At 43.1% G+C, this 25,243-nt stretch carries 20 protein-coding genes; all 20 read left to right on the top strand.

Features of this window, described 5'->3' with window-relative positions; translation table 11 throughout:
- The 20 genes from ACKLNX_RS12170 (at position 1) to tldD (ending at position 25,234) form a co-directional block, all read left to right on the top strand.
- The gene (locus tag ACKLNX_RS12170) at positions 1-939 is read left to right on the top strand and encodes an ExeA family protein (protein WP_412972545.1); all 939 of its coding nucleotides are present in this window, start codon (positions 1-3) and stop codon (positions 937-939) included.
- On the top strand, positions 936-2,123 hold the full coding sequence (locus ACKLNX_RS12165) for a tetratricopeptide repeat protein (protein WP_412972544.1): 1,188 nt from the start codon (positions 936-938) through the stop codon (positions 2,121-2,123). Before ACKLNX_RS12170 ends, ACKLNX_RS12165 begins: the two co-directional genes overlap by 4 nt.
- Positions 2,124-2,126: 3 nt before the next feature.
- Positions 2,127-3,962 carry a GspE/PulE family protein gene (locus ACKLNX_RS12160; protein WP_412972543.1) on the top strand — a complete coding sequence of 612 codons (1,836 nt, stop codon included), beginning with the start codon at positions 2,127-2,129 and terminating at the stop codon, positions 3,960-3,962.
- Positions 3,962-5,188 carry a type II secretion system F family protein gene (locus ACKLNX_RS12155; protein WP_411692562.1) on the top strand — a complete coding sequence of 409 codons (1,227 nt, stop codon included), beginning with the start codon at positions 3,962-3,964 and terminating at the stop codon, positions 5,186-5,188. The genes ACKLNX_RS12160 and ACKLNX_RS12155 overlap by 1 nt, the downstream gene beginning before the upstream one ends.
- Positions 5,188-5,676, top strand: coding sequence for a hypothetical protein (locus ACKLNX_RS12150; protein WP_412972542.1), 489 nt, complete (start codon positions 5,188-5,190; stop codon positions 5,674-5,676). Before ACKLNX_RS12155 ends, ACKLNX_RS12150 begins: the two co-directional genes overlap by 1 nt.
- A gap of 79 nt (positions 5,677-5,755) precedes the next feature.
- Positions 5,756-6,361: a type IV pilin protein gene (locus ACKLNX_RS12145; RefSeq protein ID WP_411692564.1), complete on the top strand. Its 606-nt coding sequence runs from the start codon at positions 5,756-5,758 to the stop codon at positions 6,359-6,361.
- Positions 6,362-6,444: 83 nt separating this feature from the next.
- On the top strand, positions 6,445-6,933 hold the full coding sequence (locus ACKLNX_RS12140) for a prepilin-type N-terminal cleavage/methylation domain-containing protein (RefSeq protein ID WP_412972541.1): 489 nt from the start codon (positions 6,445-6,447) through the stop codon (positions 6,931-6,933).
- 21 nt (positions 6,934-6,954) lie between these two features.
- Positions 6,955-7,512, top strand: coding sequence for a Tfp pilus assembly protein FimT/FimU (locus tag ACKLNX_RS12135; protein WP_412972540.1), 558 nt, complete (start codon positions 6,955-6,957; stop codon positions 7,510-7,512).
- The gene (locus ACKLNX_RS12130) at positions 7,502-8,128 is read left to right on the top strand and encodes a type IV pilus modification PilV family protein (RefSeq protein WP_412972539.1); all 627 of its coding nucleotides are present in this window, start codon (positions 7,502-7,504) and stop codon (positions 8,126-8,128) included. Before ACKLNX_RS12135 ends, ACKLNX_RS12130 begins: the two co-directional genes overlap by 11 nt.
- Positions 8,128-9,003, top strand: coding sequence for a type II secretion system protein J (locus tag ACKLNX_RS12125; RefSeq protein WP_412972538.1), 876 nt, complete (start codon positions 8,128-8,130; stop codon positions 9,001-9,003). The genes ACKLNX_RS12130 and ACKLNX_RS12125 overlap by 1 nt, the downstream gene beginning before the upstream one ends.
- Entirely contained in the window at positions 8,993-9,484 is a 492-nt protein-coding gene (locus tag ACKLNX_RS12120) for a type II secretory pathway component (RefSeq protein WP_412972537.1), read from the top strand. Before ACKLNX_RS12125 ends, ACKLNX_RS12120 begins: the two co-directional genes overlap by 11 nt.
- Before the next feature lie 3 nt (positions 9,485-9,487).
- Positions 9,488-14,410 (top strand): DUF6701 domain-containing protein, encoded by a 4,923-nt coding sequence (locus ACKLNX_RS12115; protein ID WP_412972536.1) that lies wholly within the window; start codon positions 9,488-9,490, stop codon positions 14,408-14,410.
- Between the two features lie 191 nt (positions 14,411-14,601).
- Complete coding sequence (locus ACKLNX_RS12110; protein WP_411692571.1) at positions 14,602-15,645, top strand: rod shape-determining protein; 1,044 nt, start codon at positions 14,602-14,604, stop codon at positions 15,643-15,645.
- A gap of 25 nt (positions 15,646-15,670) precedes the next feature.
- Positions 15,671-16,570, top strand: a complete 900-nt coding sequence (gene mreC / locus ACKLNX_RS12105) for a rod shape-determining protein MreC (RefSeq protein ID WP_412972535.1) — start codon at positions 15,671-15,673, stop codon at positions 16,568-16,570.
- A complete protein-coding gene (gene mreD, locus ACKLNX_RS12100) occupies positions 16,567-17,043 on the top strand; it encodes a rod shape-determining protein MreD (RefSeq protein WP_411692573.1) in 477 nt (158 codons plus the stop codon). Before mreC ends, mreD begins: the two co-directional genes overlap by 4 nt.
- 1 nt (position 17,044) lies before the next feature.
- Complete coding sequence (locus ACKLNX_RS12095) at positions 17,045-17,629, top strand: Maf family protein (RefSeq protein ID WP_411692574.1); 585 nt, start codon at positions 17,045-17,047, stop codon at positions 17,627-17,629.
- On the top strand, positions 17,626-19,092 hold the full coding sequence (gene rng / locus ACKLNX_RS12090; RefSeq protein WP_411692575.1) for a ribonuclease G: 1,467 nt from the start codon (positions 17,626-17,628) through the stop codon (positions 19,090-19,092). The genes ACKLNX_RS12095 and rng overlap by 4 nt, the downstream gene beginning before the upstream one ends.
- Positions 19,089-22,943 (top strand): YhdP family protein, encoded by a 3,855-nt coding sequence (locus ACKLNX_RS12085; RefSeq protein ID WP_412972534.1) that lies wholly within the window; start codon positions 19,089-19,091, stop codon positions 22,941-22,943. The genes rng and ACKLNX_RS12085 overlap by 4 nt, the downstream gene beginning before the upstream one ends.
- A 15-nt stretch (positions 22,944-22,958) precedes the next feature.
- Positions 22,959-23,792 carry a carbon-nitrogen hydrolase family protein gene (locus tag ACKLNX_RS12080; protein WP_412972533.1) on the top strand — a complete coding sequence of 278 codons (834 nt, stop codon included), beginning with the start codon at positions 22,959-22,961 and terminating at the stop codon, positions 23,790-23,792.
- Entirely contained in the window at positions 23,789-25,234 is a 1,446-nt protein-coding gene (tldD, locus tag ACKLNX_RS12075; RefSeq protein WP_412972532.1) for a metalloprotease TldD, read from the top strand. Before ACKLNX_RS12080 ends, tldD begins: the two co-directional genes overlap by 4 nt.
- Positions 25,235-25,243 lie beyond the last annotated feature (9 nt).

Raw genomic sequence — 25,243 nt, 5'->3', positions numbered from 1 at the left:
ATGTATTTGTATCACTTTGGTATTAAAGAACTACCTTTCACTCTCACGCCAAACACGAGTTATTACTTTGGTTTGCCGAGTCATAAAGAGGCGATTGAAGTACTTTCAACAGCTCTTAGAAGTGGTGAAGGGTTTATCAAAGTAACTGGTGAAGTAGGCGCGGGAAAAACGCTGATTTGTAGAAAATTACTAAATGAAATCCCAGATGGTTTCGTTACTGCCTATATCCCAAATCCATATCTATCTCCTGCTGAACTGCGTCGCTCTGTCGCTGCTGAGTTGAGTGTCTCTTTACCTGAAGGTACTGATCAGCAAGAGTTTACACAACTGATTCAACAGCGTTTAGTCGAAATTCATAAGCAGCATAAAACGGCTGTTCTCATTATTGATGAGGCGCAAGCGTTACCTGATGAAAGCATTGAAGCACTGCGTTTGATGACAAACCTAGAAACTGAGTCGCAAAAACTGCTCCAGGTCGTATTATTTGGTCAGCCTGAATTAGATGACAAACTGAAGCAACCTAAATTGCGTCAGTTACTACAACGCATTACTTTCTCATACAAATTAAAATTGATGGACGCCGATCAGCTCTTTCAATACGTGCGTCACAGAATGGCTGTCGCAGGTCATCGAGTTGAAGGTTTATTTGACGAAGCATGCTGTGAACTACTACATAAAGCGAGTGGTGGAACGCCTCGAATCGTAAATGTCTTATGCCACAAATCGCTAATGCTCGCGTATGGTGAAGGTGTGCAAAAAATCACAGTTGAACATGTTGAAGCCGCCATTAATGATACAGAAGCAGCTCGACCTATTCGCAAAAAGCGTTTGTGGGGCTGGATCCCGACATCATTTTTTACGGCTGCATCGGTATTACTTGTAACGCTATCAAATGTACATGGGAATATAGATTTAATGACTTCAGGTTGGATTAAATGAGCGTTGTAAATAAAATGCTCAAAGACCTTGAGCAACGCGATAAGAAATCAGTGTACGAAGCTGACTATGTGCCAGTTGAATCGAAGGGGGCTAAATCCAGAAAGTTAGCTGTTGGCGTGCTGGTCTTAGTCATTGGTGTCGCATTTGCAGCTTGGATCTTTATTCCAAAAGCTAGCACTACATCAGGTGTCACAGAAAACTCGCTAAATCCTTCAAGCTCAGAATCAACACCTTCGAATCTAAGCATTCAACAGAAAAACGAATCGCAATCTTTAAATGCAGCTACTGAATCTTCTGAAACCGATTTTAATGCCCCTCAAAAGCAAGTGCTGCTTAGCGAACTCGATCAAGCAACGCTGAACAGTTTAGAGAATGCGAAGAGAGCGGAAGCTGCCACGAAAGTTGCCGAAGCTAAATTAGCAGACGTTAATCGCGAGTTAAGCCAAGCAAACGCGTTAGTTGCAGCAAATGCTGAAAGCGCGAAGCAGGATTTAGAAACAGAATCAAAGGAAACGACACAAGCTGAGTCTTTTGTGGCGACTCCAGTTGCTAAACCGGAAGAAACGCCTTCAGAGCCGGGTGTGCTCAATGTATCTTCAAGCAACAAAAGTACATCTGGCAATCGTATGTTGGAACAAAGAATCCAACTATCGTTAAAGAATGGCGATACGGCAGCTGCTCTAAAGGATTTAAATAGTTTGATTTCTTTAGAGCCCCGAAATGCCAGTGCCAGAAAGCGCTTAGCCAGTTTGGAGTTTGCTCAAGCAAATCCGAAGCGTGCTGCGTTCCTGCTCGATCAGGGCATTAAACTAGCGCCAAATGACAGCAGTATGCGACTCATGCTGGCGCGTTTATTGTTTCGCGAAAACAGAAACGCACAAGCTCTCGCGCTGTTAAACGAGCACCCTAAAAATGTGATTGCAGATAACGATTTACTTAGTTTTCGTGCTGCACTTGCTGAAAAACAAAAAGATTATACAACGTCTTTGCAGGACTATGCTGTTTTACTTCAACGTCAACCGGGCAATGCACGCTGGATGTTGGGCTTAGCAATTAGTCAGGATAAGCAAAAGATGCATGCGCAAGCCGTTATCACTTACAAAAAAGTCAAATCATCGAATCAGTTATCAGCACAAGTCGTGAGCTTTGTTGATGGGCGATTGGCAGCCTTGGCGGGATCATAAAATATGAAAATTCGATTAGGTGACTTATTAGTCCAAAATAATTTAATTAATGATGAGCAGTTAAAAACCGCTTTGTCAGAACAGCGTCAATCAGGGCGAAAATTAGGGGCAACCTTGATCGCACTGAATATGGTGACAGAAGATCAGTTGCTAGAATTGTTGTCTACTCATTTAAATGTACCATTAATAAAAATTGATGATTACCGTGTTAATCCTGAAGCAGTAAAACTTCTTCCGGAGATTCAAGCACGCCGATATCGTGCCCTAGTACTTGACGACAAAGGCGATAGATTGCTTGTAGGTATGAGTGATCCAGGTGATATTAATGCGGTAGATGATCTTAGCAACCGTTTGCCTAAACCGATTGAAGTTGCGGTAGTGAGTGAAACTCAGTTATTCGCAGCCTACGAAAACTTCTATCGTAAAACAGAAGAAATTGCTTCTTTTGCACAAGAGTTAGCAGAAGAGTATGACGACTCACAAGACTTCGAATTAAATATTGGCGTAGATGGCGAGCAAGATACTGCAGTCGCAAAACTACTTCATTCGATATTCGAAGATGCTGTTATGGCAAAAGCTTCAGATATTCATATTGAACCAGAAGAAAAGCAATTACGCATTCGTCAGCGTGTTGATGGTCAGTTGCAAGAGACGGTTATCCCAGAACGCAATATCGCCGCAGCCTTGGTACTTCGACTTAAATTAATGTCTGGCTTAGACATTTCAGAAAAACGTTTGCCACAAGACGGGCGAGCTCAAGTTAAAGTAAAAGGTCGCGCTATAGATGTGCGTGTATCCACTATGCCAGTACAAAACGGTGAATCGGTTGTTATGCGTTTACTTGATCAATCTCAAGGTGTGTTAACGCTCGATCAAACGGGTATGCCGCCTAGTATTGTGAAACGCTTCAGAAAACTACTGCAACGCCCACATGGCATGATATTGGTTACTGGTCCAACAGGTTCTGGTAAAACAACTACCTTGTATGGCTCACTCAGTGAACTCAACAAACCACAGTCTAAAATCATTACAGTTGAAGACCCGGTTGAATATCGTTTACCACGTATTAATCAGGTGCAGGTTAATCACAAAATTGACTTAACCTTCTCACAAGTACTTAGAACAACGCTTCGACAAGATCCCGATATCATCATGGTTGGTGAGATGCGTGACAAAGAAACAGTGGAAATTGGTCTTCGAGGCGCATTAACGGGTCACTTAGTGCTCTCTACTTTGCACACTAACGACAGTATCAGCAGTGCTATTCGCTTACTAGATATGGGCGCACCAGGTTATTTGGTGGCGAGTTCCCTACGCGCAATTATTGCGCAACGACTCGTGAGACGTATTTGTGATAACTGCTGTGTAGACGAAAAAATATCGAGTGAAGCTGAGTTTTGGCTAAAAACACTCAATGAAGATATTTCAGATGCAACATTTAAAAAAGGTGCAGGTTGTCAAAAATGTAACCACACCGGATATCGAGGGCGAGTAGGTGTATTTGAGTTGCTTGAAATGACTGAAGCAATGATGAATGCATTGAAAAATAACGATACCAATGCTTTCTCTGAGGCCGCTAAACTAAGCCCAGAGTATAAGCCTTTGGCTCATTCAGCTTTATTGTATGCCAAAGAAGGTATCACAAGTATTGATGAAGTATTGAAATTAGTCGAAATGGTTGCTGATTCAAATGATGATGAAGATATTGAGCATCATATAGAGGATGACGTTCCGCATGAATTAGCACCTCAACCTGAGCAGACAGCACCTTCAAAAGTGAAAGGCAGTTTACAGAAAGGTTTTAGTGGCTCAGGATTATCACTTGAGGATGACAACTAGTGGCCTCTTTTGCTTACAAAGGACGTGAGTCGGGTGGAAGCCTGGTTGACGGCATGATTGACGCTAACGATGCGATGACAGCGGCGAAGATGTTAATGGCAAGAAATATCGTGCCTATTGACATCCAAGTACTTGCTAGCAAAGCTGGGACGCAGAAAAAATCAAGTGAGATCAACTTTCTGACTCCGCAAGTCAGTATCGATGATTTGGTGGTTTTTTCGCGCCAAATGTATTCTTTAGCTAAAGCGGGTATACCGATTATTAGAGCGGTTGCTGGATTGTCGAATACAAATTCAAAACGTATGCGACTTGCACTCACCGACATCATCGAGCAACTCGAACGCGGTCGTAATTTATCATCCGCGCTTGCTCAACACCCAAAAATATTTAACCAACTGTTTGTAAGCGTAGTGCATGTGGGTGAAAACACAGGTCACTTGGATGATGCTTTTAAACAGCTGGCGGAATACCTTCAAAGAGAGCAAGAGACACGTAAACAAATTAAAGCTGCAACCCGTTATCCGATGTTTGTCGTGATTGCCTTGGTGATTGCCCTCATTGTAATGAACATATTCGTGATCCCCGTATTCGCCGGAATGTTTGAAAAATTCGATGCTGAATTGCCCGCTATGACCTTGTTTTTAATAGGAATGTCAAACTTCTTCATGACCAAATGGTGGGTCATGATTATCGTCATTATCGTATGTATTTTCATAACATCGCGTTATCTTGATACTAAACAAGGGCGGTATAAATGGGATAAATTAAAACTCGAGGTTCCATTAGTGGGTTCGATTATTGAACGCTCATTGTTAGGACGTTTCGCGAGAAGCTTTGCAATGATGCTCAAGTCGGGCGTACCACTAACAACCGCTTTAAATTTAGTTGCTGATGCAGTTAGCAACAGTTACATGAGTAAAGCCATTATCGATATGCGTCAGCGAATTGAAAAAGGTGAAAATTTATCTCGTGTAGCAATGGCAAGCGGCTTGTTTACACCATTGGTTATGCAAATGATTAATGTGGGCGAGGAAACAGGTCGAGTTGACGAGTTATTAAAAGAAGTCGCTGAGTTCTATGAGCGCGAAGTTGAATACGACTTAAAAGGTTTAACTTCAAAAATAGAACCCATCTTGATTTCGATTGTTGCAGGTATGGTGTTGATTTTAGCCTTAGGCATATTCACACCAATGTGGGACATGATGAGCGTGGTGCAAGGCAAATAATGTCTAGCAAACTGTTTCGATTCCTGGCGGCGCTTATCGTCGGTATGGTGATTGCAACAGGCTTATATAAAAGCTTGTTGGGTGAGAACAGCGAACCATGGGAAAAAGTAGGATTTGATAGTTTAAAGTCGGCAATGCAGGAAGGTTTAGTCCAAATGCATTGGCAGTGGCAATACGAAGGTCGACCTGAGTCGATACTTTATGAGTCGACTCGACCAGAACGCGTTTTAATGAACGCAAAAGGTTGGCCAGCACTAAAACCATCGGAGGAATCATGTCGTGCTTTCTTAGACATATTCGCCGGCGATGTATTGGTTGAGGTGAGTGGACTAGAGCTTGAAGTAAATATCATGCAGCAATTAGGCATTGATGTAGAGCTTTTAGAACAAGAATATATTAATGACACTGGTGAGTTTGTCGATATATGTAGTTACAGACGCATGGGTCAGAAAATTGAATACCATCTTGGAACAGGAAATCTGTTTTAAGTGAATATTTTGCACAGTTTATATTGTGTAATATGAATAAACATTAAGCGCACATTGAACAAAAATTGCAGGAGACATCATGGCAACGCGTAACAATATGAAACAACAAGGCTTTACCTTAATAGAACTGGTCATCGTTGTTGTCATTCTTGGGCTATTAGCAGCGACCGCAATACCTCGCTTCTTAGATGTGCCAAAAGACGCTGAAGATGCAACTGTTGAAGGTGTGGCCGGTGGATTCGCTACGGGTGTTGGCCTTGTGCGAGCACAGTGGGAAATTGAAGCTCGTCCACAAGACAATAATGGCAACGATTTAAGCTTTGTCACTATTGAAGGTATTTTGATTGGTGTTGATAGCGACACGGGTTATCCAACGGGCCAATTGAACAATGACGCTAGTACTGAAGACGACAGCATGACTCGCTTAGATTGCGAGAGCATCTTCAACCTAATTATGCAAAGCGCGCCAACCATTACTTCTACTTGGAGTGCGCAGGCAGTAAGAGATTTTCGATACTTCACTAATGTGAATGAGAACGCGGGAACGGCCGGTAATGATGTTTGTCATTATTACTTAACCCAAACCGTTAAGAACAACACTAATGAGCCGACTACCACGGGTGTAGGTAACGGCTTTGTTTATGACCCAAGGATAGGTCAGGTGATTGTGTTTAGTAATAACTAAATGACTAGGTATTACTCAATTTATTTTACAACTTATACGACTTTTTAAAATTTAATAGAAACATCCACTTTGAAGGAATTATTATGAAAAACCAAATGAACAAGCAAAAAGGTTTCACACTTATCGAGTTAATCATCGTTATAGTGATCCTTGGCATCCTAGCTGTAACTGCAGCTCCTCGTTTTATTGACTTACAGTCAGATGCGCGTGCTAAAACCCTTCAAGGTGTTAAAGCTGCGTTACAAGGTGCATCACAGCTAGTTTACGCAAAAGCAGCTATCGCTGGTGTGCAAAACTCATCTACTGCAGTTGACGTGACAGTAAGCACAGGTAACACAGTATCAACGATTAATGGTTACCCAAATGCGCTAGTTATTGAAGACGTAGCTGACGTTGCGACCTTCTTAGACCTAAGTACAGGTGATTTTGATGTAATCAACGCTTCAACACCGGTTGATAACTTTATCATTACTTTTAGTGGTCAAGTAGAAGCCGGCAACTGTTTCATTCGTTACACAAACGCTGCTGCTAATGCTGCTCCAGCAATTACTACTGTCGAAACAGGCTGCTAAGTCAGTCTTATTCTGACAACTATGTTGTGGCGATTATCATTACCTAAACATATTAAAGCTCAAGGCGGGTTTACCCTCCTTGAGCTTATTATTGTGATGGTGATCCTCGGCATATTAGCAGTCTTTGCTATTCCCAAATTTAGCGGCGCAAGCGGCTATTCTGAATACACTTATCAAAACAGACTAATCTCCGTACTACGCAATATGCAAATTCGAGCGATGCAAGATTCTCGTACTGGATTTTGTCATCAAATCAACTTCGTTAGCACAAGTTCGCAAGTTGCATTTGGACCAACGACAAGTGGTTTTGCTACATCAAACAATATCGCCAATTGTAATACTGCCATCGATTTTACTTCTCCTGAGTTTCTAAGAACTTCAGCATCAGAAATGATAGATGCCAGTGTCACAATGACTGCGGTAGATGGTACAACTGCGATCAGTGGTATTCATTTCAATTCGTTTGGTTCTCCGGTAACTTCAGTGTCGAATTGCAGTTCAACATGCACAGTCTCATTTACCGGTATTTCGACGGCACAAGTATGCATTGAATCCGAAGGGTTTATTCATGCCTGCTAATTATCAGCAAAATCGTTCAAACAATAATGGTGCGCTCTTGAGGGTTCAGCAAGGCTTTACGCTCATCGAATTAGTGGTAGGCATTGTCATATTTGCTATCGCTTTAGTTTTAGTTGTTAGTTTTTTGCAGCCGCAAGTAAAGAAAGGCATCGACCCCATCTGGCAAGTGCGAGCCGCATCGCTCGGCCAGTCTCTTAGCAATGAAATTTTAGCGAAAGCCTTCGATCAAAACTCGAATCAAGTAGGCGGTATGGTGCGTTGCAATGAGGGAACTGCTTGTACTACTAGCAGTAATCTCGGCGCCGAGTCAGGGGAGTCTCGGGATTCTTATAATGATGTTGACGATTACAATGGTTTGAGTGTCTCAGGCTCTGGGATTTTGAATTCACTTGGTTTAACGACTAATGTGAATGGCATCAACATTTATGAAGGTTTTCAAGCACAAGTATCGGTGTTTTATGATCAGAACCTTGATGGTATCAACGATGATGACCTCGACCAAGACGGCAACTTAGATACAGGCACCTTAACTGCGGACAGAAAATTAATCACTGTAGTGATTACAACACCTGGCGGCGAGCGCATTACAATGACCAGCGTCAAGGGTAACTTCTAATGACTTACTTGACGTCGAACTTAACTAAAAAACGCGGTTTTACCTTGATTGAGTTAGTCATGGTGTTAGTTGTATTAGCAATCGTTTCAGTGGGCATCACTCGTTTCATCCGTTCATCTACTCAAATTTTCATAGACACTAGTGAACGAGAGCGCTTGCTACGCGAAGGTAGTTTCGCCGTTGAGCGCCTTAATCGCGAAATTGCTGATGCCGTCCCAAATTCAGTGCGACTTACAGGAAATGCCGGCGTTCACTGCTTGCAATTCGTGCCAATCAAATGGAGTACTTTTTATCTTTCAGTGCCATTAACCCCTACTGCTGATCGTGAAATGGATGTTATAGAAATGCAGGATATAAATGGTAATGTTTTCACACCGAGCGTGAATAATGATTATGCGGTCGTTTATCCAACAACAACAGACGATGTGTATTCCGCTTCTAGCGACAGAATTCAACTTATTACTGCTTGTAGCGATGATGGTGCAGACAGTTCATGTTCAAGCGACGACGATAGCGACGGCGTTGTTCAGTTAACGCTCGATGGCGCGTTCGAGCAAGCCAGCCCAGCGAAACGTATGTACATTGCCAATTCAACAGTCAATTATTGTGTTAGAAACAATGCACTTTATCGCCATGAATCAAGTGTTGCACCGACGCAAACTGCTTTTACCAGTGGCGGCGTTCTCATGGCGGAGAATTTAGCCAATCAACTCAGTGCAAATCCCAATTCAGCGCCAGCTAACAGCCAAAATCCTTTTCGCGTTGTCGATGCCTCATTGCGACGAAATGCTTACACGCAAACTCAGTTAATATTCACCCGAGATGGTGAGTACATGACTTTTGTTCAGGAGATACATATACCTAATGTCCCCTAATAAAAGTGTCACCAAATTACAGGGCAAGCACCTTCTAGCCAATAAAAGTCGTCACTACAGTTTCGCAAAGAAGCAAACTGGCAGTATGATTGTCATGGCTCTATTTGCCATAATCGTACTGGCCTTATTGGCTGGCACATTGGTTAGTATGATCAGCACTTCTTCAAATTCAGTGCTGTATGAAGTTTATGGTGTGCGCGCTAAAAACGCAGCACAATCGGGAGTTCAAGAGGTAGCAATGGTCGCTTTTCCGCTCGGAACTGGACCTCAGCTATGTAATCAAGTAATCAATAGCCCCGCTTCGTTTTCAACAATTTCGGGATTTCAATCCTGCCAATTTACTGCAAGCTGTACCACAACAGACATTAACTTCAATGGCACTGATTATCGCTATTATCGTTTCTCAAGCACTGGAAGTTGTGGATTTGATGGAGTTGTCGTAAACCGTACCGTTTCGGTCGATGCGATGCAGGAGAATTAAGTAATGAGAAGTATATGGGAAATCAGTGTTGAAAGTATAAAGGTCGTGGCGATGAGCCTGATTATCATTGCTTCAATAAATTCAAATGCTTTAGCACAACAAATTTCATCTCATAAAGCCGATTATCGTTTTGATGAGTTGGAATATAATGATGTTGATGGTGAAGTCATCGACAGTCTTGGTGGATTTAATGGCCGAGCGAAATCATCACAGCCAACCAGTGGTAAAATGTGTAACGCGCTTGATCTTAGCGCAGGTGGCACAGGTGACTACGTTATTCTGGACGAAGACGTACTAAATAGTGAAACTGATTTTAGTGTTTCACTATGGATGAAAACAGCTAAAACAGGGTCTCAGTCACTAATGTCAGGCGCAACTTCAGGTAGCGTCAACGATTTAATATTTTGGTTTACAAACTCTAGCCGATTCTTGCCATACCTAAAGGATAGAAATAATGGCCAGATCGATATTTCTAACATCGGAGATAATAATTGGCACCATTTGGTGTGGACACGGTCTGGCTCGCAAAGTTGTTTATATCGAGATAAGGTTCTACAAGGTTGCGTTACTCAGTCAACTGCTCCATTAACAATTCAAAGCTTAGTGTTAGGGCAAGAGCAAGACAGTGTTGGCGGTAACTTTGATTCTGCCCAAGCCTTTAATGGCTTGCTTGATGAACTTATGATATTCGATGAAGCTATTTCTGCCGCTGAAATCACTCAAATTTATGATAACCAAGATGCGGGTAGAAACTACGACGGCAGTGCTCGCTCATGTCAACTTCCAGACACTTTACTAGAGTATCGATTTGAAGAAGAAACTTGGAATGGCACAGCTGGCGAAATCCTAGATAATACTGGCAATGGCCATAATGCCACTGTCGTTAGCAACTCTAGCCCAGCTGACGCGCTAGCTGCAATCACCGGTAACCCCGGTACTTGTGGCTATGCTAGCCAAACCGCGGGCTCGATTCAAGTCACTGGACTCCCTCTCGATACCACAACGGACGGGGTAAAAACTACGGTCACTTTCTGGATGTATTGGGATGGTACTAATAGTGTCATGCCGATAGGTTGGAATTTCCACAATATTTGGATGGTGAGTAACCTCATCGGGTTTAATACTTGGAATAACGATTTGTTAGGGACATCAAGCGCAGGCCTAGCCAATAGTTGGCATCATATTACCGCCGAATTTACAAACGGAAATGCTTCTCAAAACCGTCTGTTTATCGATGGTGTCGAGCAAAATCTGCAGCAATATAGTGAATTACCAAACAACACCAATGCTTATGTCAACTCTGAGATGCGCGTTGGAGGAGTTGTTAATTCTACTGCATACAACTTTCATGGCTTCATTGATGAAGTGAGAGTATTTGAAAGCGCGTTAAGCACATCGCAGATTCAAAGCATTATGGCAGAAACGCATCGCTGTGGCACGCCAGAGCCCATACTCGAATACCGCTTTGATATTTGTACTTATGATGAGACGAATGGTGATGTCACGGATGAAAGCGGTAATTTTAATGGTAACTCAAACGGTATACCACCCGCTTCAAATAATGCCACTATTAACCAATCACTGGATCTAACTACGAGCGGAACCTCTGATTGGGTTGAAGTGCCAAATACCGTCGTTGACGGTTTAGATGACTTTTCAGTGGCGTTTTGGCTTAAGACATCAGTCTCAAAAGCACAACAAGCCATCTTCCAAGCTTTAGGGGCAGACGCAGGCGACGATGAGCTGGAAATACATTTAAAAAATGACAATATCGTTGTCGTTAAAGTAAGAAATAACTCCAAAGAATTAACCAGCGGCATACAGCTAACAGATGATAATTGGCACCATATTTCGGTAACTAGAATTGGTAGCGATATATGTTTATTCGTCGATGGTGCTGAGCAAGATTGTGACAACAGTTCAAGTACAGGTGTGCTGTCTGTTAGTAATTCAAATGCAGTTATTATTGGTCAAGAACAAGATTCATTTGGCGGTAGCTTTAGCAGCGCGCAAGCTCTGGAAGGCGAGTTAGATGAATTCAAAATATTCAATGTCAAACTTAGTGATAGTGAAATTGATAGTATCTATCAAAATGAGCTGGCAGGAAATAATTATGATGCAAGCACTCGTGCTGTTATCGAATGTGAAACTTCTTGTGGCACAACTGCGGGTACTCTTAATTCAGTTGGCGTTAGAATCAATGGTAGTGGCAGTAATACGCAAATAAATAACACAACGGAAGCTTTAGATATTCATAGTGCTTGGCTTGCTGCAGGTTCACCTGCCACAGGACTTATTGGCGGCGGTACTTATAATGTATCGGCCAGCGGCTCAAGTGCAGCTGATCGCATCGACTTTGGCGGGTCAGAACATGATTATAACGGCTCTTTGCCTTATCCAGGTGCAAGTGCTGGTGTAGGCGATACTGATTTTCTTGTTTTTACTTCAGGCACATTCAGTCTTCCAGCGGGTACTTATACTATTTACGTTGAAAGTGATGATGGCTTTAGTTTTGTTATGAACAGGCTAAGTGGCGATTCGGTTTCGTTCACTAAGTTTGGAAGCTCTTCTGCTGGAGCGAGCAACGAACTTAGATTTGAGCAGCCTACCGGAAATTCGAATACCGGTGGTTCATTCACCTTGAGTCAGGATTCAGTTTTCGAGGTAGAGGCTATTTTCTTTGAACGAGGTGGGGGCGACTATTTAGAAGTTTCTATTGCGAATGATATCCGTACTTCAGCAGCACCTGCTGCGGGCTATGAAGTTCTGCGCCATGGTGCACTCGGTGGCAAAGTCAGTTTTGGAGATTGTGTAACACCCTCGGTAATTGATCATTATCAAATCATTCACGATGGGCAAGGATTAACGTGTTCTGCCGAACAAGTCACAATTCAAGCCTGCACGAATGCTTACGATGGTTCTTGTACGTTGAGTACCGATGCTGTAACTGTTGATCTCAGCGCCACAGGATCGACGACGGTCACAGACAGTATTACTTTTGTGGGCTCGGGTACGGCAAGTATCCCTTATACTGTGGCAGAAACGGTTACCTTCTCTTTACCGAATGTGTCGATTGCACCAAACAGTGCAACCGTCTGCTTCGATGGCACTACAACCAGTTGTGATATGGTTTTCGCCGATGCAGGCTTCCGCTTCTTGGATGGTAATTCAGGAACTAACGAAACGATTTCAAACCAGATTGCAGGCACCAGTTTTCCTATTCGGATACAAGCAGTTAGGAACAACAACGGCGTATGTGAAGGATTGTTCAGCGGTGATAAATCCATTGAAATGTCACAAGAGAATGTAGGTCCTAGTGGCACAGGCGGCCTCAGTTTTAGTATTGATGGCAATGACATTGCGAAATATCCCGGCAGCACGACTACAACCTTAAATTTTGGCGCAGATAGTATTGCAACTATTCCAGCTGCCCTTTATAACGACGCCGGTCAAATTCGTTTGCATGCTGATTATAGTGAAGGTGGCATTGATTTATCAGGAACAAGCTCTTCATTTTGGGTGAGTCCTGCCGAGCTGGTGGTGACGGCCACTTCAGGTGCAACAGCATTGAACGGTGCAAACGCGACGGCAAGTGCAACACATAAAGCGGGTGAAAACTTCGAATTTACAGTGACAGCACTCAATAGTCTTGGGGTTGTGACCAGTAATTACTCGCCAGGTCAAATACAATTCAGGCTAGAGCGCACTGGTCCACTATTGAGTGGCAGCGTTGATGGTGATTTAACTTATGCGAGTGGAGCAACCATGTCTTCTAGCACAAGCCCGACTTTCCAAGATGTTACATTGAGTGGATTCAGTTCAGGCGTATCTACTTTCAGCTCTGCTTACTACTCAGAAGTGGGCTTGCTCAATCTTGATATTCAAGATAGCAACTATGGGAATGTCAGTATTGTGGTGCCATCAACGGCAGTGAATATAGGTCGATTCATACCAGAGCACTTTAAACAAACTGTGGTTAGCGATGGCTTTCTGCATGCGAAATGTGATTCGACGATCGCATACGCAGCTTATAGCGGGCAAAGGGACGAAGCGACAAATACACTTGGTGCAATTTCATACTTGACCAACCCAGTACTTGCGATTACGGCTTATAACAAACAAGGAAATATCACCAGAAATTACTATCAGGACAGTCAAGGTAGCGCGAATGACTATATGAAGCTAAGCGCTGGTGATGTGAGCATAACAACGCCTACTGCAGATCAAGTTGCGCTAGGCGTCGATAGCACAAACCTCACTCTCACGGCGAATATGAATACAGGTACCTTGAGTCAAAATGACTTAACGGCTTTACCGGGTGTCGTTGCGTTACCAAGAGGCGTATTGCATTATCAATTGTCAGATGCCGATAATTTTTATTACAACCGTTCTGCGAACGCCATAGTTGCTCCATTTACTTCGGATATTGACTTTGCCACGGCCTCTATTGTTGATTCGGACAACGTAAACGCTACCACTACAGCTAATGCTTCACCAACGGGAGTTGAAATCCGCTATGGTCGCTTAGTGGTGCAAAATAGCTTTGGGCCAGAAACGTCTAATTTCCCACAAACAATGGAAATTGAACATTTTGACGGTACTAACTTTATTGCTACGCCGACTGATAATTGCACGAGCTACGACGCTGGTAAAATTACGCTTTCCAATATCAGCCTCGATCCGGCATTAACGGCAGTCATTGGCGGCACAGGTAAGTTTGTTTCCGGTAAAAATTCAGCCATTGAGTTACAGGCAACAGGTACTGGTAACCAAGGTGAAGTAGGCGTGGCTTATGAAGCTTATGATTGGTTGAAATATGACTGGGATAACGACGGTACTTACGATGATGATCCATCGGCTGTGGCGACTTTCGGTATTTATCGTGGAAACGACCGAATTATTCATTGGCGTGAAGTTTTTGACTAATATTCGATGAATAAAAGTACTTAAGAATCACCATCGATAACGAATTAATAAATGCATTACTTGCCCTTATGACAAGGCGTTGGTAAAGTTACGGGATTATCCCTATAATCCTGTTATTAGTGCACGCTCGTTCATTTCCCATACTGAATTGGCCGGCATATAAAACAACAAAAATAACGTAAAGGCATTCCATGTTTAAAAAGCTGCGAGGCATGTTCTCAAACGATCTTTCGATCGATTTGGGCACGGCAAATACGCTGATCTATATAAAGGATCAAGGCATCGTTCTAAATGAGCCCTCAGTAGTGGCTATACGTCAAGAACGCGCAGGTGGTCCGAAAAGTGTTGCGGCGGTTGGTCACGACGCGAAACAGATGCTTGGTAGAACGCCAGGTAACATCAAAGCAATTCGTCCGATGAAAGACGGAGTTATAGCCGACTTTTACGTCACAGAAAAAATGCTTCAGCATTTTATTAAACAAGTACATGACAATAACTTCTTAAGACCAAGTCCTCGCGTGCTAGTTTGCGTACCATGTGGATCAACTCAGGTTGAACGCCGCGCAATTCGTGAATCTGCGCTTGGTGCTGGCGCTCGTGAAGTTTACTTAATTGATGAGCCTATGGCCGCAGCTATCGGTGCAGGACTGCCTGTGTCTGAAGCAACAGGTTCAATGGTGGTCGATATCGGTGGTGGTACTACCGAAGTTGCCATCATTTCACTAAATGGTGTCGTGTATTCTTCATCGGTAAGAATCGGTGGTGATAAGTTCGACGAAGCGATTATTAACTATATTCGCAGAAACTTTGGTTCACTGATTGGTGAAGCAACAGCAGAACGAATTAAGCACGAAATCGGAACTGCCTATCCAGGTGAGGAAGTAAAAGAAATCGAAGTGCGCGGACGTAACCTTGCAGAAGGTGTGCCTCGTGGATTTATTCTAAATAGCAACGAAATTTTAGAAGCCTTACAAGAGCCATTATCGGGTATTGTTAGTGCTGTTATGGTTGCCCTTGAGCAGTCACCACCTGAATTAGCCTCAGATATTTCTGAGCGCGGAATGGTGTTAACAGGCGGTGGTGCATTATTGAAAGATCTCGATCGCTTGCTAATGGAAGAAACCGGTATTCCAGTTGTTATTGCTGACGACCCACTTACTTGTGTTGCTCGTGGCGGTGGTAAAGCATTCGATATGATTGATCTACATGGTGGCGATTTATTCAGTTATGAATAAAGGTTGGCGTTAGTCTTGTCCAAATATGAATGAAGTTTTTGCTCGTGGTCCAAGTTTAAGCACCAGGTTAGCCATTGTTTTAGTGCTATCACTAAGTGCTATGTTAATAGATACCAAAGTTGACAGCTTTGCCACGGCAAGAACTTATTTAAATTCATTTGTAAGCCCGCTTCAATACATTGCTAACCTTCCAGGTGCAATGCTCAGCTGGAGCGCCGAACGATTCAGTTCTCGCCAACAACTTCTCAGAGATAATGAAGAGCTAACTAATCAGATTACCTTGATGAGTGAGCAGCTTCAGCGCTTTCGTATATTAGAACAAGAAAATAAAAGCTTGCGAAAATTACTCGATGCGCCGGTGCGCGATAGCATGCATAAAATGATCACTGAACTCATGGCGGTCGATACAAATCCCTATAGTCATCAAATTGTGATTAACAAAGGCGCAATTGATGGCGTTTTCTTAGGTCAGTCAGTGCTGGATGATAGCGGTATTGTTGGTCAAATATCTGAAGTTGGTACTACCAACAGCCGTGTATTAATGATATCTGATGTAACTCATGCCATTCCAGTCAGGATTGAACGCAACAACGTGCGTTTTATTGCAGTGGGTGGTGGAGATTTAGATGCAATGCAGCTTCAACATGTTCCCCACAGCGCTGATATTCGTGAGGGGGATGTGCTTGTTTCGTCGGGCTTAGGTGAAATTTTCCCTGAGGGTTACCCCGTAGCGACAATTTCAAAAATTGTGCGCAACGAAAGCCGACCGTTCGCAGAAGTTATTGCAACGCCATTGGCAAAATTAGATCGTATCAAATATTTATTACTTCTTTGGCCTGAAGAGTCTGCACCTACTGGGGCTATTGCGCCAGACGAAGTGTTAAGTGACGAACCGCAAGAAGAGAATACCGAGGCTGCACAGTGAAGTTGAATCAAACTGTCATTCCAGCGAGCATCATTGTCGCACTTGTGCTGCAAATTATGCCAATGCCAGCGTTTGTTGATGTCTATCGCCCCGATTGGCTATTATTGCTTTTATGTTACTGGACAATGGCCTTACCTAATCGAGTTAGCATTGGTACAACCGCGGTGTGCGGCATTGCACTAGACGCACTATATGGCACAGCTTTAGGCGTGCATAGTTTTGCGCTAGCCATCCCCGTTTATCTCGTGGCGGCTAACTATCAACGTTTTCGAAATTACAGTGTGGTGCAGCAAGCCATTATGATTTTCGTTTTATCGATGCTTTATCACATGCTTGTTTACTGGTTACAATATTGGTTAACGGGTGTGCAGTTCAGGTTTGACTTCCTGTGGCCAGTCGTCACATCAGTTTTCTTATGGCCATGGTTGTTTTGGTTTTTAAGGCGTTATCGCAGACTACTCAGAGTAACTTAGTATGGTTTCTACAAATGACTTCAGCAAAGTCATCTTGGCCTCAGCCTCCAGCCGTCGCCATGAACTCCTATCGCAACTCATCAGTAAATTCGATATTCAAACTGCTGATATAGACGAAACGCCTCTTCCTAATGAACTCCCCGAAGTGCTTGTTAAACGTTTAGCTGTTTCAAAAGCACAGCTTATATGGGCTAAAAACCCCGATGCGATAGTTATTGGAGCTGATACTATCGTTACCTTTGGGAATGAAATCTTTGGCAAACCAACAAGCCAAAATGATAGTATTAAAATACTAAATAAATTATCAGGCCAACGCCATGTTGTGATGACAGGCGTTGCTATAATTAGTGCATCAAAACAAATTTCGTCATTAGTAAAGACAGAAGTTGAATTTACTTCGTTAAGCAACCAGCAAATACAAGCCTATTGGCAAACGGGTGAGCCTCAAGATAAAGCCGGAAGTTACGCTATTCAGGGCATTGGCGGTAAGTTTGTTAAACGGATCAACGGCAGTTATAGCAATGTTGTTGGATTACCTTTGGTCGAAACCAATACAATGTTAGCAGAAATGGGAATACATGAATGAGCGCAGAGCTGTTAATTAATGTCACGCCATCAGAATCTCGGGTCGCTTTGATCGAGAATGGTATTCTGCAAGAAATTCATATCGAACGACACACTAAAAAAGGCTTAGTAGGCAACATTTATCGCGGCAAGGTCAGTAGAGTCCTGCCAGGTATGCAAGCCGCTTTCGTCGATATTGGTTTGGATAAAGCTGCTTTCCTGCATGCATCCGACATAGCGGTGCATGATGAAATTGCTGATGAAGTTTCTGAAACTGCAATTGAAAAGAAAGACATTCGTGAACTAGTTAGAGACGGTCAAGATATCGTTGTTCAAGTTGTGAAAGACCCATTGGGCACTAAAGGTGCACGCCTCACCACAGACATCACTTTACCTTCTCGTTACTTGGTATTCATGCCCAACGTCACACATGTAGGAATTTCCCAGCGTATTGAAGATGAAACTGAACGTGAGCGACTCAAGCAATTGGTCGAATCTTTATGTGATGAGAATGGTGGTTTTATTTTGCGTACCGCTGCCGAAGGTGTTTCTGAAACTGAATTGCATCAAGACGCTGACTTCCTGCGCCGCTTATGGTCAAAAATTCAATCACGCCTGAAAGTGAAGAAGTCACATGTGCTATATGAAGACCTGCCGCTAGCAAGACGCGTGTTGCGAGACTTTGTGGGCACCGAGTTAGACAGAATTCGTATCGACTCTAAATTATCTTACACAGAACTTCAGCAATTCACCAAAGACTATGTGCCGGAACTCAGTAGCAAGCTGGAATATTACAAGGGCGAAAGGCCCATCTTCGATTTATATGATGTTGAGAATGAAGCGCAGCGAGTTCTTGAACGACGCGTCGATTTAAAATCCGGCGGTTATCTAATAATCGATCAAACAGAAGCGATGACCACCATAGACATCAATACTGGGGCATTTGTTGGCCATCGTAATTTAGAAGAAACTATCTTCAACACCAATATTGAAGCAACCTTGGCGATTGCCAGACAATTGCGCTTGCGCAACTTAGGCGGCATGATCCTCATCGATTTTATCGATATGACGGAACAAGATCACAAAAGACGTGTCTTACATAGTCTAGAAGTGGCAATGAGTAAAGACAGAGCAAAGTCGAATATTCATGGTTTCACCGCTTTAGGCCTGATTGAGATGACGCGAAAACGCACTCGAGAAAGCTTGGAACATGTTTTGTGCGGAGAATGCCCAGCTTGTAAGGGGCGAGGCAGTATCAAAACGGTAGAAACCATTTGCTTTGAAATTATGCGCGAAATTGTACGAGTTAATCGAGCATACGATGCTGACAAATTCGTCGTTTACGCGTCTTCGGTCGTTGCCGATGCCCTGCTAGGTGAAGAATCTCATATGTTGGCCGAATTGGAAGTGTTCGTGTCCAAGCAAATCAAAATACAAACGGAGTTGTTGTATCATCAAGACAAATTTGATGTGGTAATGATGTGAACAAACTGTCAGTCGTAGCAACTTATATTGTCCGAAAATTATGGACTTTAGTCGCGATCACATTAGTGGTTTTCGCGCTATTAATGAGCCTGTTACGCTACTCTTTACCTTTACTGAATGACAAGAAAGAGTTCTTTGAAGAGTACGCCAGTATTGAATATGGCGTCGACCTCAAAATAGAATCAATTTCTGCGTCTTGGCAGGGGGTTGGGCCAGCGCTTGTGCTTGAGGGAGTCACTTTAGAGCAAAGCGATAGATCACCCATAGAACTCAATATTAGCAATATTTATGTTGAAATCGACTTTTGGGATTCATTACTTACCCAGCAAATTTCCTCAAAAAACTTTAGTCTCGATGGCTTGCTACTCGATGTTGATTTGCAACGCATTCAAAGCTCAAACAATGACTATCCAATATTAGATGCTTTAGAAGGTTTGTTTTTGGAGCAGCTTCAGAGTTTCTCTTTGGTCAATAGTGAAGTGACTATCAGTGGTGCAAACAACCGGCAGTCCTTCGATATTGCGAATTTATCATGGCTAAACAAAGGCGATCGCCACCAAGGCTCTGGTCTAATTAGCGTTTCGGAGTTGGCAAGCAATTCAGCGGTGTTTGTGATCGATTTGAGAGGGCGCGCTGATGACTTCGACGGCACTATTTATGCGAAAGCAGATGAACTGGATGTATCGCCTTGGATAAATGAGTTCTCGGCCTTAGAGAGTGAACTACTAGAGGGCCGAGCTAATTTTGAGTTTTGGGCTGATATTAATCGCAAAAGCATTACCAAGGTTTACGGCAATATCAAACCAACGCGTTTTATTTGGAAGCAAGAGGTCGTTGATTTAACCAGTGGCATCGAGTCAGGTGTTTTTGTTGCGCAGCCTTCCGATGACGGCTGGTTGTTTAACGTGAATGAGCTAACGTTGTCAGTTTATGACAAAACCTTAATTACGAATTGGAGAGGCTCACTCTCTCAGCAAGGCGAGTTACAAGTACAATCAGCAGATGACTTCTCCATCAAACCGCTTCTTCCTATAGTAGGTTTGTTCAGCGGTGATTTACTCAAGCAATTAAACATGCTTTCTCCCGAAAGTACCGTGTCAGAATTAGCCATTCAGTCAAGACTCACAGGTTTCGCAGCACACTTTAAACTCAATGAAATCGAGTGGAATAAGAGTGAAGGTATCCCGGGTGTTAAAGGTTTAAATGCCGATCTGTATTGGCATAAAAATGTGGGAGCGATAAGAGTAGAGGGCAGCGATGTCGATTTCATCGCGGACAATATATTTCCCGAGAGCTTAAGTATAGATAATATCGATATGCCGATTCAGTTTTATCAAAGCGATGACGATTGGATTGTGAGGTCTACGTCGGGCGTTATCGAGTTGCCAGAAACTCAGATTACACCGCAATTTGAATATCATGTAAATCAAGCGTTTTTGTCGCTTGCTGCAGATATTGGAGAGTTTGAGGTTTCTTCTATTCGAAAGTTTCTTCCACTCGAACCCTACCTTGGTGATGGCGTAAGTAAATATGTGAATAATGCCTTTATTGAGAGAGGCAAAATATCATCGGCTCAGGTCCTTTGGTACGGTCAATTTAGCCAATTCCCTTTCGACCAGAATGAAGGCGTGTTTCAGGCGAGTATTGATATCGAGGATGCCGACTTTTCGTTTAGTAAGGACTGGACAAGTATTGAAGGTCTCGATCTAAATATCGGTTTTGAGAACTTAGCGCTGACTATGCAAAGTTCAAAGGCAACTATTAATGGCATTAAAATAGATAAGCTAAGGGGCTTTATTCCCATGCTTGTTAGAGGTGCCGACCTAATTATTGAAGCGAATGCAACGGGATCAGGTGCAGCGCTTTCACAGTTACTTTTAAACAGTAGCTTAAGCGAAGGACTTGGCAAGACTTTAAGCAATGACATACTCGTTAGTCACGATTTAAGCACGCAATTATCCTTACACATACCGCTAGACGAACCTGCGAAAACCTCAGCGAGTGGCATCGTGACCTTGAAGGACAATTTCGTAAGAATTCCTAAGCTGTTATTAGAACTGGATAAAGTAAATGGTCAGGTAAGCTTTGACAACGATAAAGTAGTTTTCTCTAAGCTTAAGGCCGACTTGCTCGAACAGCCCCTCATAGCAGATTTCAAGGGTGCGTCTATTAATGACGAATATCGCTTTGATGTCAGCGTCGAAGGAGATTGGGAGCTTTCTCCACTCGTGCCGCAGGTTAGCAGCGAATTAGGTGAGTATGTTAATGGCCGAGCCGCTTGGAATTCATCCATCAATGTTGCAATAGGTAAGGACGATTTTACCTATATGGCAACGGTATTTTCCAAGTTAGATAAAGTTAATTCGATATTGCCAGTGCCCTTCGACAAAAAAGAGGGTGACAAGAAAACCATTAAACTTATCGCTAGTGGCAATAAGCAAGCTTCCAATATCAAGCTTGCATTAGGTGACATGGTAAACTTCGATGGTATCTTACCTCACAAAGAGTTGCAGTTTAGCCGCGCCCACTTGGCCATTGGTGAAACTGACTTTGTAGGCAGAGGTGTCGGCTTCAGTATTAGTGCGAATTTACCACAAATACACTTAGCGACTTGGTATCAAAGTATTTCAGCGCTGTTAGCCGGAGGAATCGATGAAGCAAACGCAGACAAAAAGCCCCTTTTCGAGGCTCCGCAACGTATATTCATCGAAACCGACAATCTAATTCTTGCAGGGCAAGCATTGACCGATGTTGATGCGACAGTAAAAACGGTGAATAAAGATTGGATCCTTGATGTCATGTCTGATGAAGCGAAGGCCCAAATTACCTTTCATGATCGCTGGACTGAGGAAGGTATTGAGATAAATGCTGACTTTGTGCGCTTCGATAACTGGGTGGAGCAAGAAGAACAATTAAGGCCTGAGATTGAGCCGCAATCATTACCGCGTATTCGAGTTAACTGTAGAGACTGCCAAATATTTGGGAATCGTTTAGGTGAAGTTAAGTTTGAAAGTTTTCCAAATGACGACGGTTTACGTCTAGAAGATATTCAAATAAACGGTCCAAATGGTAGCATACGAGCCAATGGCCAGTGGTACAAGCGTAACGGTGATCATTACACTTTCATCAATGGCGATTTAAAGAGTGGTGATTTCGGTGGCTTCCTTAAAGATTTTCAGTTCGATTCGGGTATAAAAGATAGTGAAGCTCAAATGGACTTTGCTTTTACATGGAAGGCTTCGCCACTTGATTTCTCATTTGATTATTTAGATGGCGAAATGCAATGGGAGTTGAGTGATGGTTATATTACCGAGTTGAGTGACAAAGGTTCACGCATATTTACCTTGCTAAGTTTAGACTCACTTGTGCGTAAACTAAGTCTGGATTTTAGAGATGTATTCGCTCAGGGTTTCTTTTATGACGAAATGCAGGGCAGCTTACAAATCACGGAGGGTAAGGCCGATACTCGCGACACCAAAATTGATGGTGGTGCCGGCGAAATGGAGATCTACGGCTATACCGATTTAGTGACAAAAGAGCTTAATTACAACGTTAGTTTCACGCCAAACGTAACTGGCAATTTACCAGTGCTTGTTTACTTTATGGTAAACCCGCCAACAGCGCTTGCAGCCTTGGCTTTAGACCAAGTGTTAACGTCAGCAAAAGTCATTTCTAATGTTAATTACAGCATTACGGGCAGTATCAATGAGCCCATCTTAGTGGAAACCGGGCGTGAAAGTACTGAAGTGGCTTTGCCTGCGAGAAGAGATGAGCTTCCTATCCCAAACGATGAATTTATTCCTCCGACTCCTGAAGATACCTTGATGATGGAAGTCAACGATGGCAGTTAAAAAGGGCAGTTAATAATGACTGATTTCGTCGCTATTCAAATTACATCTAGCCCAAGCGTGGCAGACAATTTTGACTTGCTTGAAGAGCAAATAAAGCAGCTTCCGAATAAACAACAATTGCTTGTGTTGCCGGAATGTTTTGCATGTTTTGGTGCTCGTGACAAAGCTCAGTTTGATATTGCTGAAACGCTCGATAACGGGCCGATACAGACGCGTTTATCTGATTTAGCTAAGCGCTATAATAAGTGGATAGTGGCTGGCTCCATACCTATTAAACCGGATGTTGAAACAAAAGATTCTGCAATGCCAGAGAAGTTCTATGCGGCAAGTTTAGTTTATAACAATCTGGGCGAGCGAGTGAGTCGCTATGACAAAATTCATTTATTTGATGTTAGCGTTGACGACAGCACTGGCAGCTATAAAGAATCAACCACAACAATCCCCGGTGAGCACGTCGTTACCTTCGATAGCCCTTGGGGGAAAGTAGGTCAAATTATTTGCTACGACCTGCGTTTTCCAGAACTCATTCAAGAAATGCCACAACTTGATGTGCTTGTTGTTCCGAGTGCTTTTACCCGACGCACTGGAGAAGCACATTGGCACGCTTTATTGCAAGCGAGAAGTATCGAAAATCAGTGTTATGTAGTAGCATCTGATCAAACAGGCGTGCATGAGAATGGACGTGAAACTTATGGGAATAGTTGTATCTATTCACCATGGGGAGAATTACTTGCAAACTTACCTGTAAATGAAGGTTGGGTTGCCGCTAAATATGACTATGCTTTATTGGCTAAAATTCGCAATGAAATGCCCATTCAGCAACACAAGAAAAATAGGAAAATAATTTGAGCCAATCTGTCGAACACAATCTTCTAACTGCCTCAGGGATTGATAAAAATAGGCTCTCGTCGCTTTTGGAAGATGTATTTTCGCATCAAGCAAACTTTGCAGATTTATACTTTCAATCAAGTCAACATGAGAGTTGGGTGTTAGAAGATGGGATTATTAAAGACGGTAGTTACAATATAGAACGCGGTGTCGGTGTTCGAGTGATATCTGGTGAGAAAACGGGCTTCGCTTATTCTGATGAAATTTCAAGTCGAGCTCTGGAAGATGCATGCAAAGCCGCAAGAGGAATTGCACCTAGCGGTGGTATTCAAAAAGTGGATGCCTTTTCAACTGCAGCGCTGAAATCTTTGTACACCGAGCAGAACCCAATTTTAACGATGCAAGACAGCGATAAAATTAGCTTATTACAAACCATTGACCGCTACATTCGAAAAACAGCGCCTTCTGCTAGTCAGGTGGTGGTCAGTTTAAGTGGCGTTTATGAAGAGGTACTCGTTGCTGCAACCGACGGCACATTTGCAAGCGATATTCGCCCGTTGATCCGTCTGAATTGTTCCGTATTACTTGAAAAAGATGGCAAGCGCGAGCGCGGCAGTGCTGGTGCCGGTGGACGCAGAACCTACGATTATTTCCAAACAGCGGGTGAAGATAATAAGCCCTTATATGAAACTCTTGCCGACCAAGCCATTCATATGGCAGAGGTGAATCTCGCAGCTGTGCCTGCTCCCGCAGGATTGATGCCGGTAGTGCTTGGCAGTGGCTGGCCTGGCGTATTGTTACATGAAGCGGTAGGACATGGCTTGGAGGGTGACTTCAATCGTAAAGGAGCGTCTACTTTTAGTGGTCGTATCGGCGAGCAGGTTGCTGCTAAGGGTGTCACGGTTATCGATGACGGGACAATGTCTGATCGCAGGGGCTCTTTATCTGTTGATGATGAAGGGATACCGAGTCAACGAAATGTCCTCATCGAAGACGGTATTTTGAAAGCCTACATGCAAGATAAACACAACGCTTCTCTAATGGGAGTTAAGCCGACTGGTAACGGCCGTAGAGAAAGTTACGCTCATTTGCCTATGCCTCGTATGACGAATACTTATATGCTTGAAGGGCAACATAGTCCTGAAGATATTATATCTTCAGTTGAAAAGGGTGTGTACGCGCCGAACTTTGGCGGCGGACAAGTTGATATCACTTCCGGTAAGTTTGTGTTCTCTACTTCTGAAGCGTATCTGATTGAAAACGGCAAAGTAACTACACCAATAAAAGGAGCCACACTTATAGGTAATGGCCCAGAAGTGATGCAGAAAATATCGATGATAGGCAATGATTTGTCTTTGGATATGGGCATTGGTGTGTGTGGTAAAGACGGCCAATCGATTCCAGTTGGTGTTGGTCAACCTACTCTAAAAGTAGACGAATTAACGGTTGGTGGCACGGCTTAAGTTTCATCG

The organism is Glaciecola sp. MF2-115, from assembly GCF_047250385.1.
Lineage (GTDB): Bacteria > Pseudomonadota > Gammaproteobacteria > Enterobacterales > Alteromonadaceae > Glaciecola.
The sequence above is the reverse complement of the archived record's forward strand: the minus strand, read 5'-3'. Positions and strand labels throughout refer to the sequence as shown.

Bases quoted from the DNA above. Each gene is read 5' to 3' on its own strand.
- ACKLNX_RS12170 (WP_412972545.1), top strand. From the start codon at position 1: ATGTATTTGTATCACTTTGGTATTAAAGAACTACCTTTCACTCTCACG.
- ACKLNX_RS12165 (WP_412972544.1), top strand. From the start codon at position 936: ATGAGCGTTGTAAATAAAATGCTCAAAGACCTTGAGCAACGCGATAAG.
- ACKLNX_RS12160 (WP_412972543.1), top strand. From the start codon at position 2,127: ATGAAAATTCGATTAGGTGACTTATTAGTCCAAAATAATTTAATTAAT.
- ACKLNX_RS12150 (WP_412972542.1), top strand. From the start codon at position 5,188: ATGTCTAGCAAACTGTTTCGATTCCTGGCGGCGCTTATCGTCGGTATG.
- ACKLNX_RS12145 (WP_411692564.1), top strand. From the start codon at position 5,756: ATGGCAACGCGTAACAATATGAAACAACAAGGCTTTACCTTAATAGAA.
- ACKLNX_RS12140 (WP_412972541.1), top strand. From the start codon at position 6,445: ATGAAAAACCAAATGAACAAGCAAAAAGGTTTCACACTTATCGAGTTA.
- ACKLNX_RS12135 (WP_412972540.1), top strand. From the start codon at position 6,955: ATGTTGTGGCGATTATCATTACCTAAACATATTAAAGCTCAAGGCGGG.
- ACKLNX_RS12130 (WP_412972539.1), top strand. From the start codon at position 7,502: ATGCCTGCTAATTATCAGCAAAATCGTTCAAACAATAATGGTGCGCTC.
- ACKLNX_RS12125 (WP_412972538.1), top strand. From the start codon at position 8,128: ATGACTTACTTGACGTCGAACTTAACTAAAAAACGCGGTTTTACCTTG.
- ACKLNX_RS12120 (WP_412972537.1), top strand. From the start codon at position 8,993: ATGTCCCCTAATAAAAGTGTCACCAAATTACAGGGCAAGCACCTTCTA.
- ACKLNX_RS12115 (WP_412972536.1), top strand. From the start codon at position 9,488: ATGAGAAGTATATGGGAAATCAGTGTTGAAAGTATAAAGGTCGTGGCG.
- ACKLNX_RS12110 (WP_411692571.1), top strand. From the start codon at position 14,602: ATGTTTAAAAAGCTGCGAGGCATGTTCTCAAACGATCTTTCGATCGAT.
- mreC (WP_412972535.1), top strand. From the start codon at position 15,671: ATGAATGAAGTTTTTGCTCGTGGTCCAAGTTTAAGCACCAGGTTAGCC.
- ACKLNX_RS12095 (WP_411692574.1), top strand. From the start codon at position 17,045: ATGGTTTCTACAAATGACTTCAGCAAAGTCATCTTGGCCTCAGCCTCC.
- rng (WP_411692575.1), top strand. From the start codon at position 17,626: ATGAGCGCAGAGCTGTTAATTAATGTCACGCCATCAGAATCTCGGGTC.
- ACKLNX_RS12080 (WP_412972533.1), top strand. From the start codon at position 22,959: ATGACTGATTTCGTCGCTATTCAAATTACATCTAGCCCAAGCGTGGCA.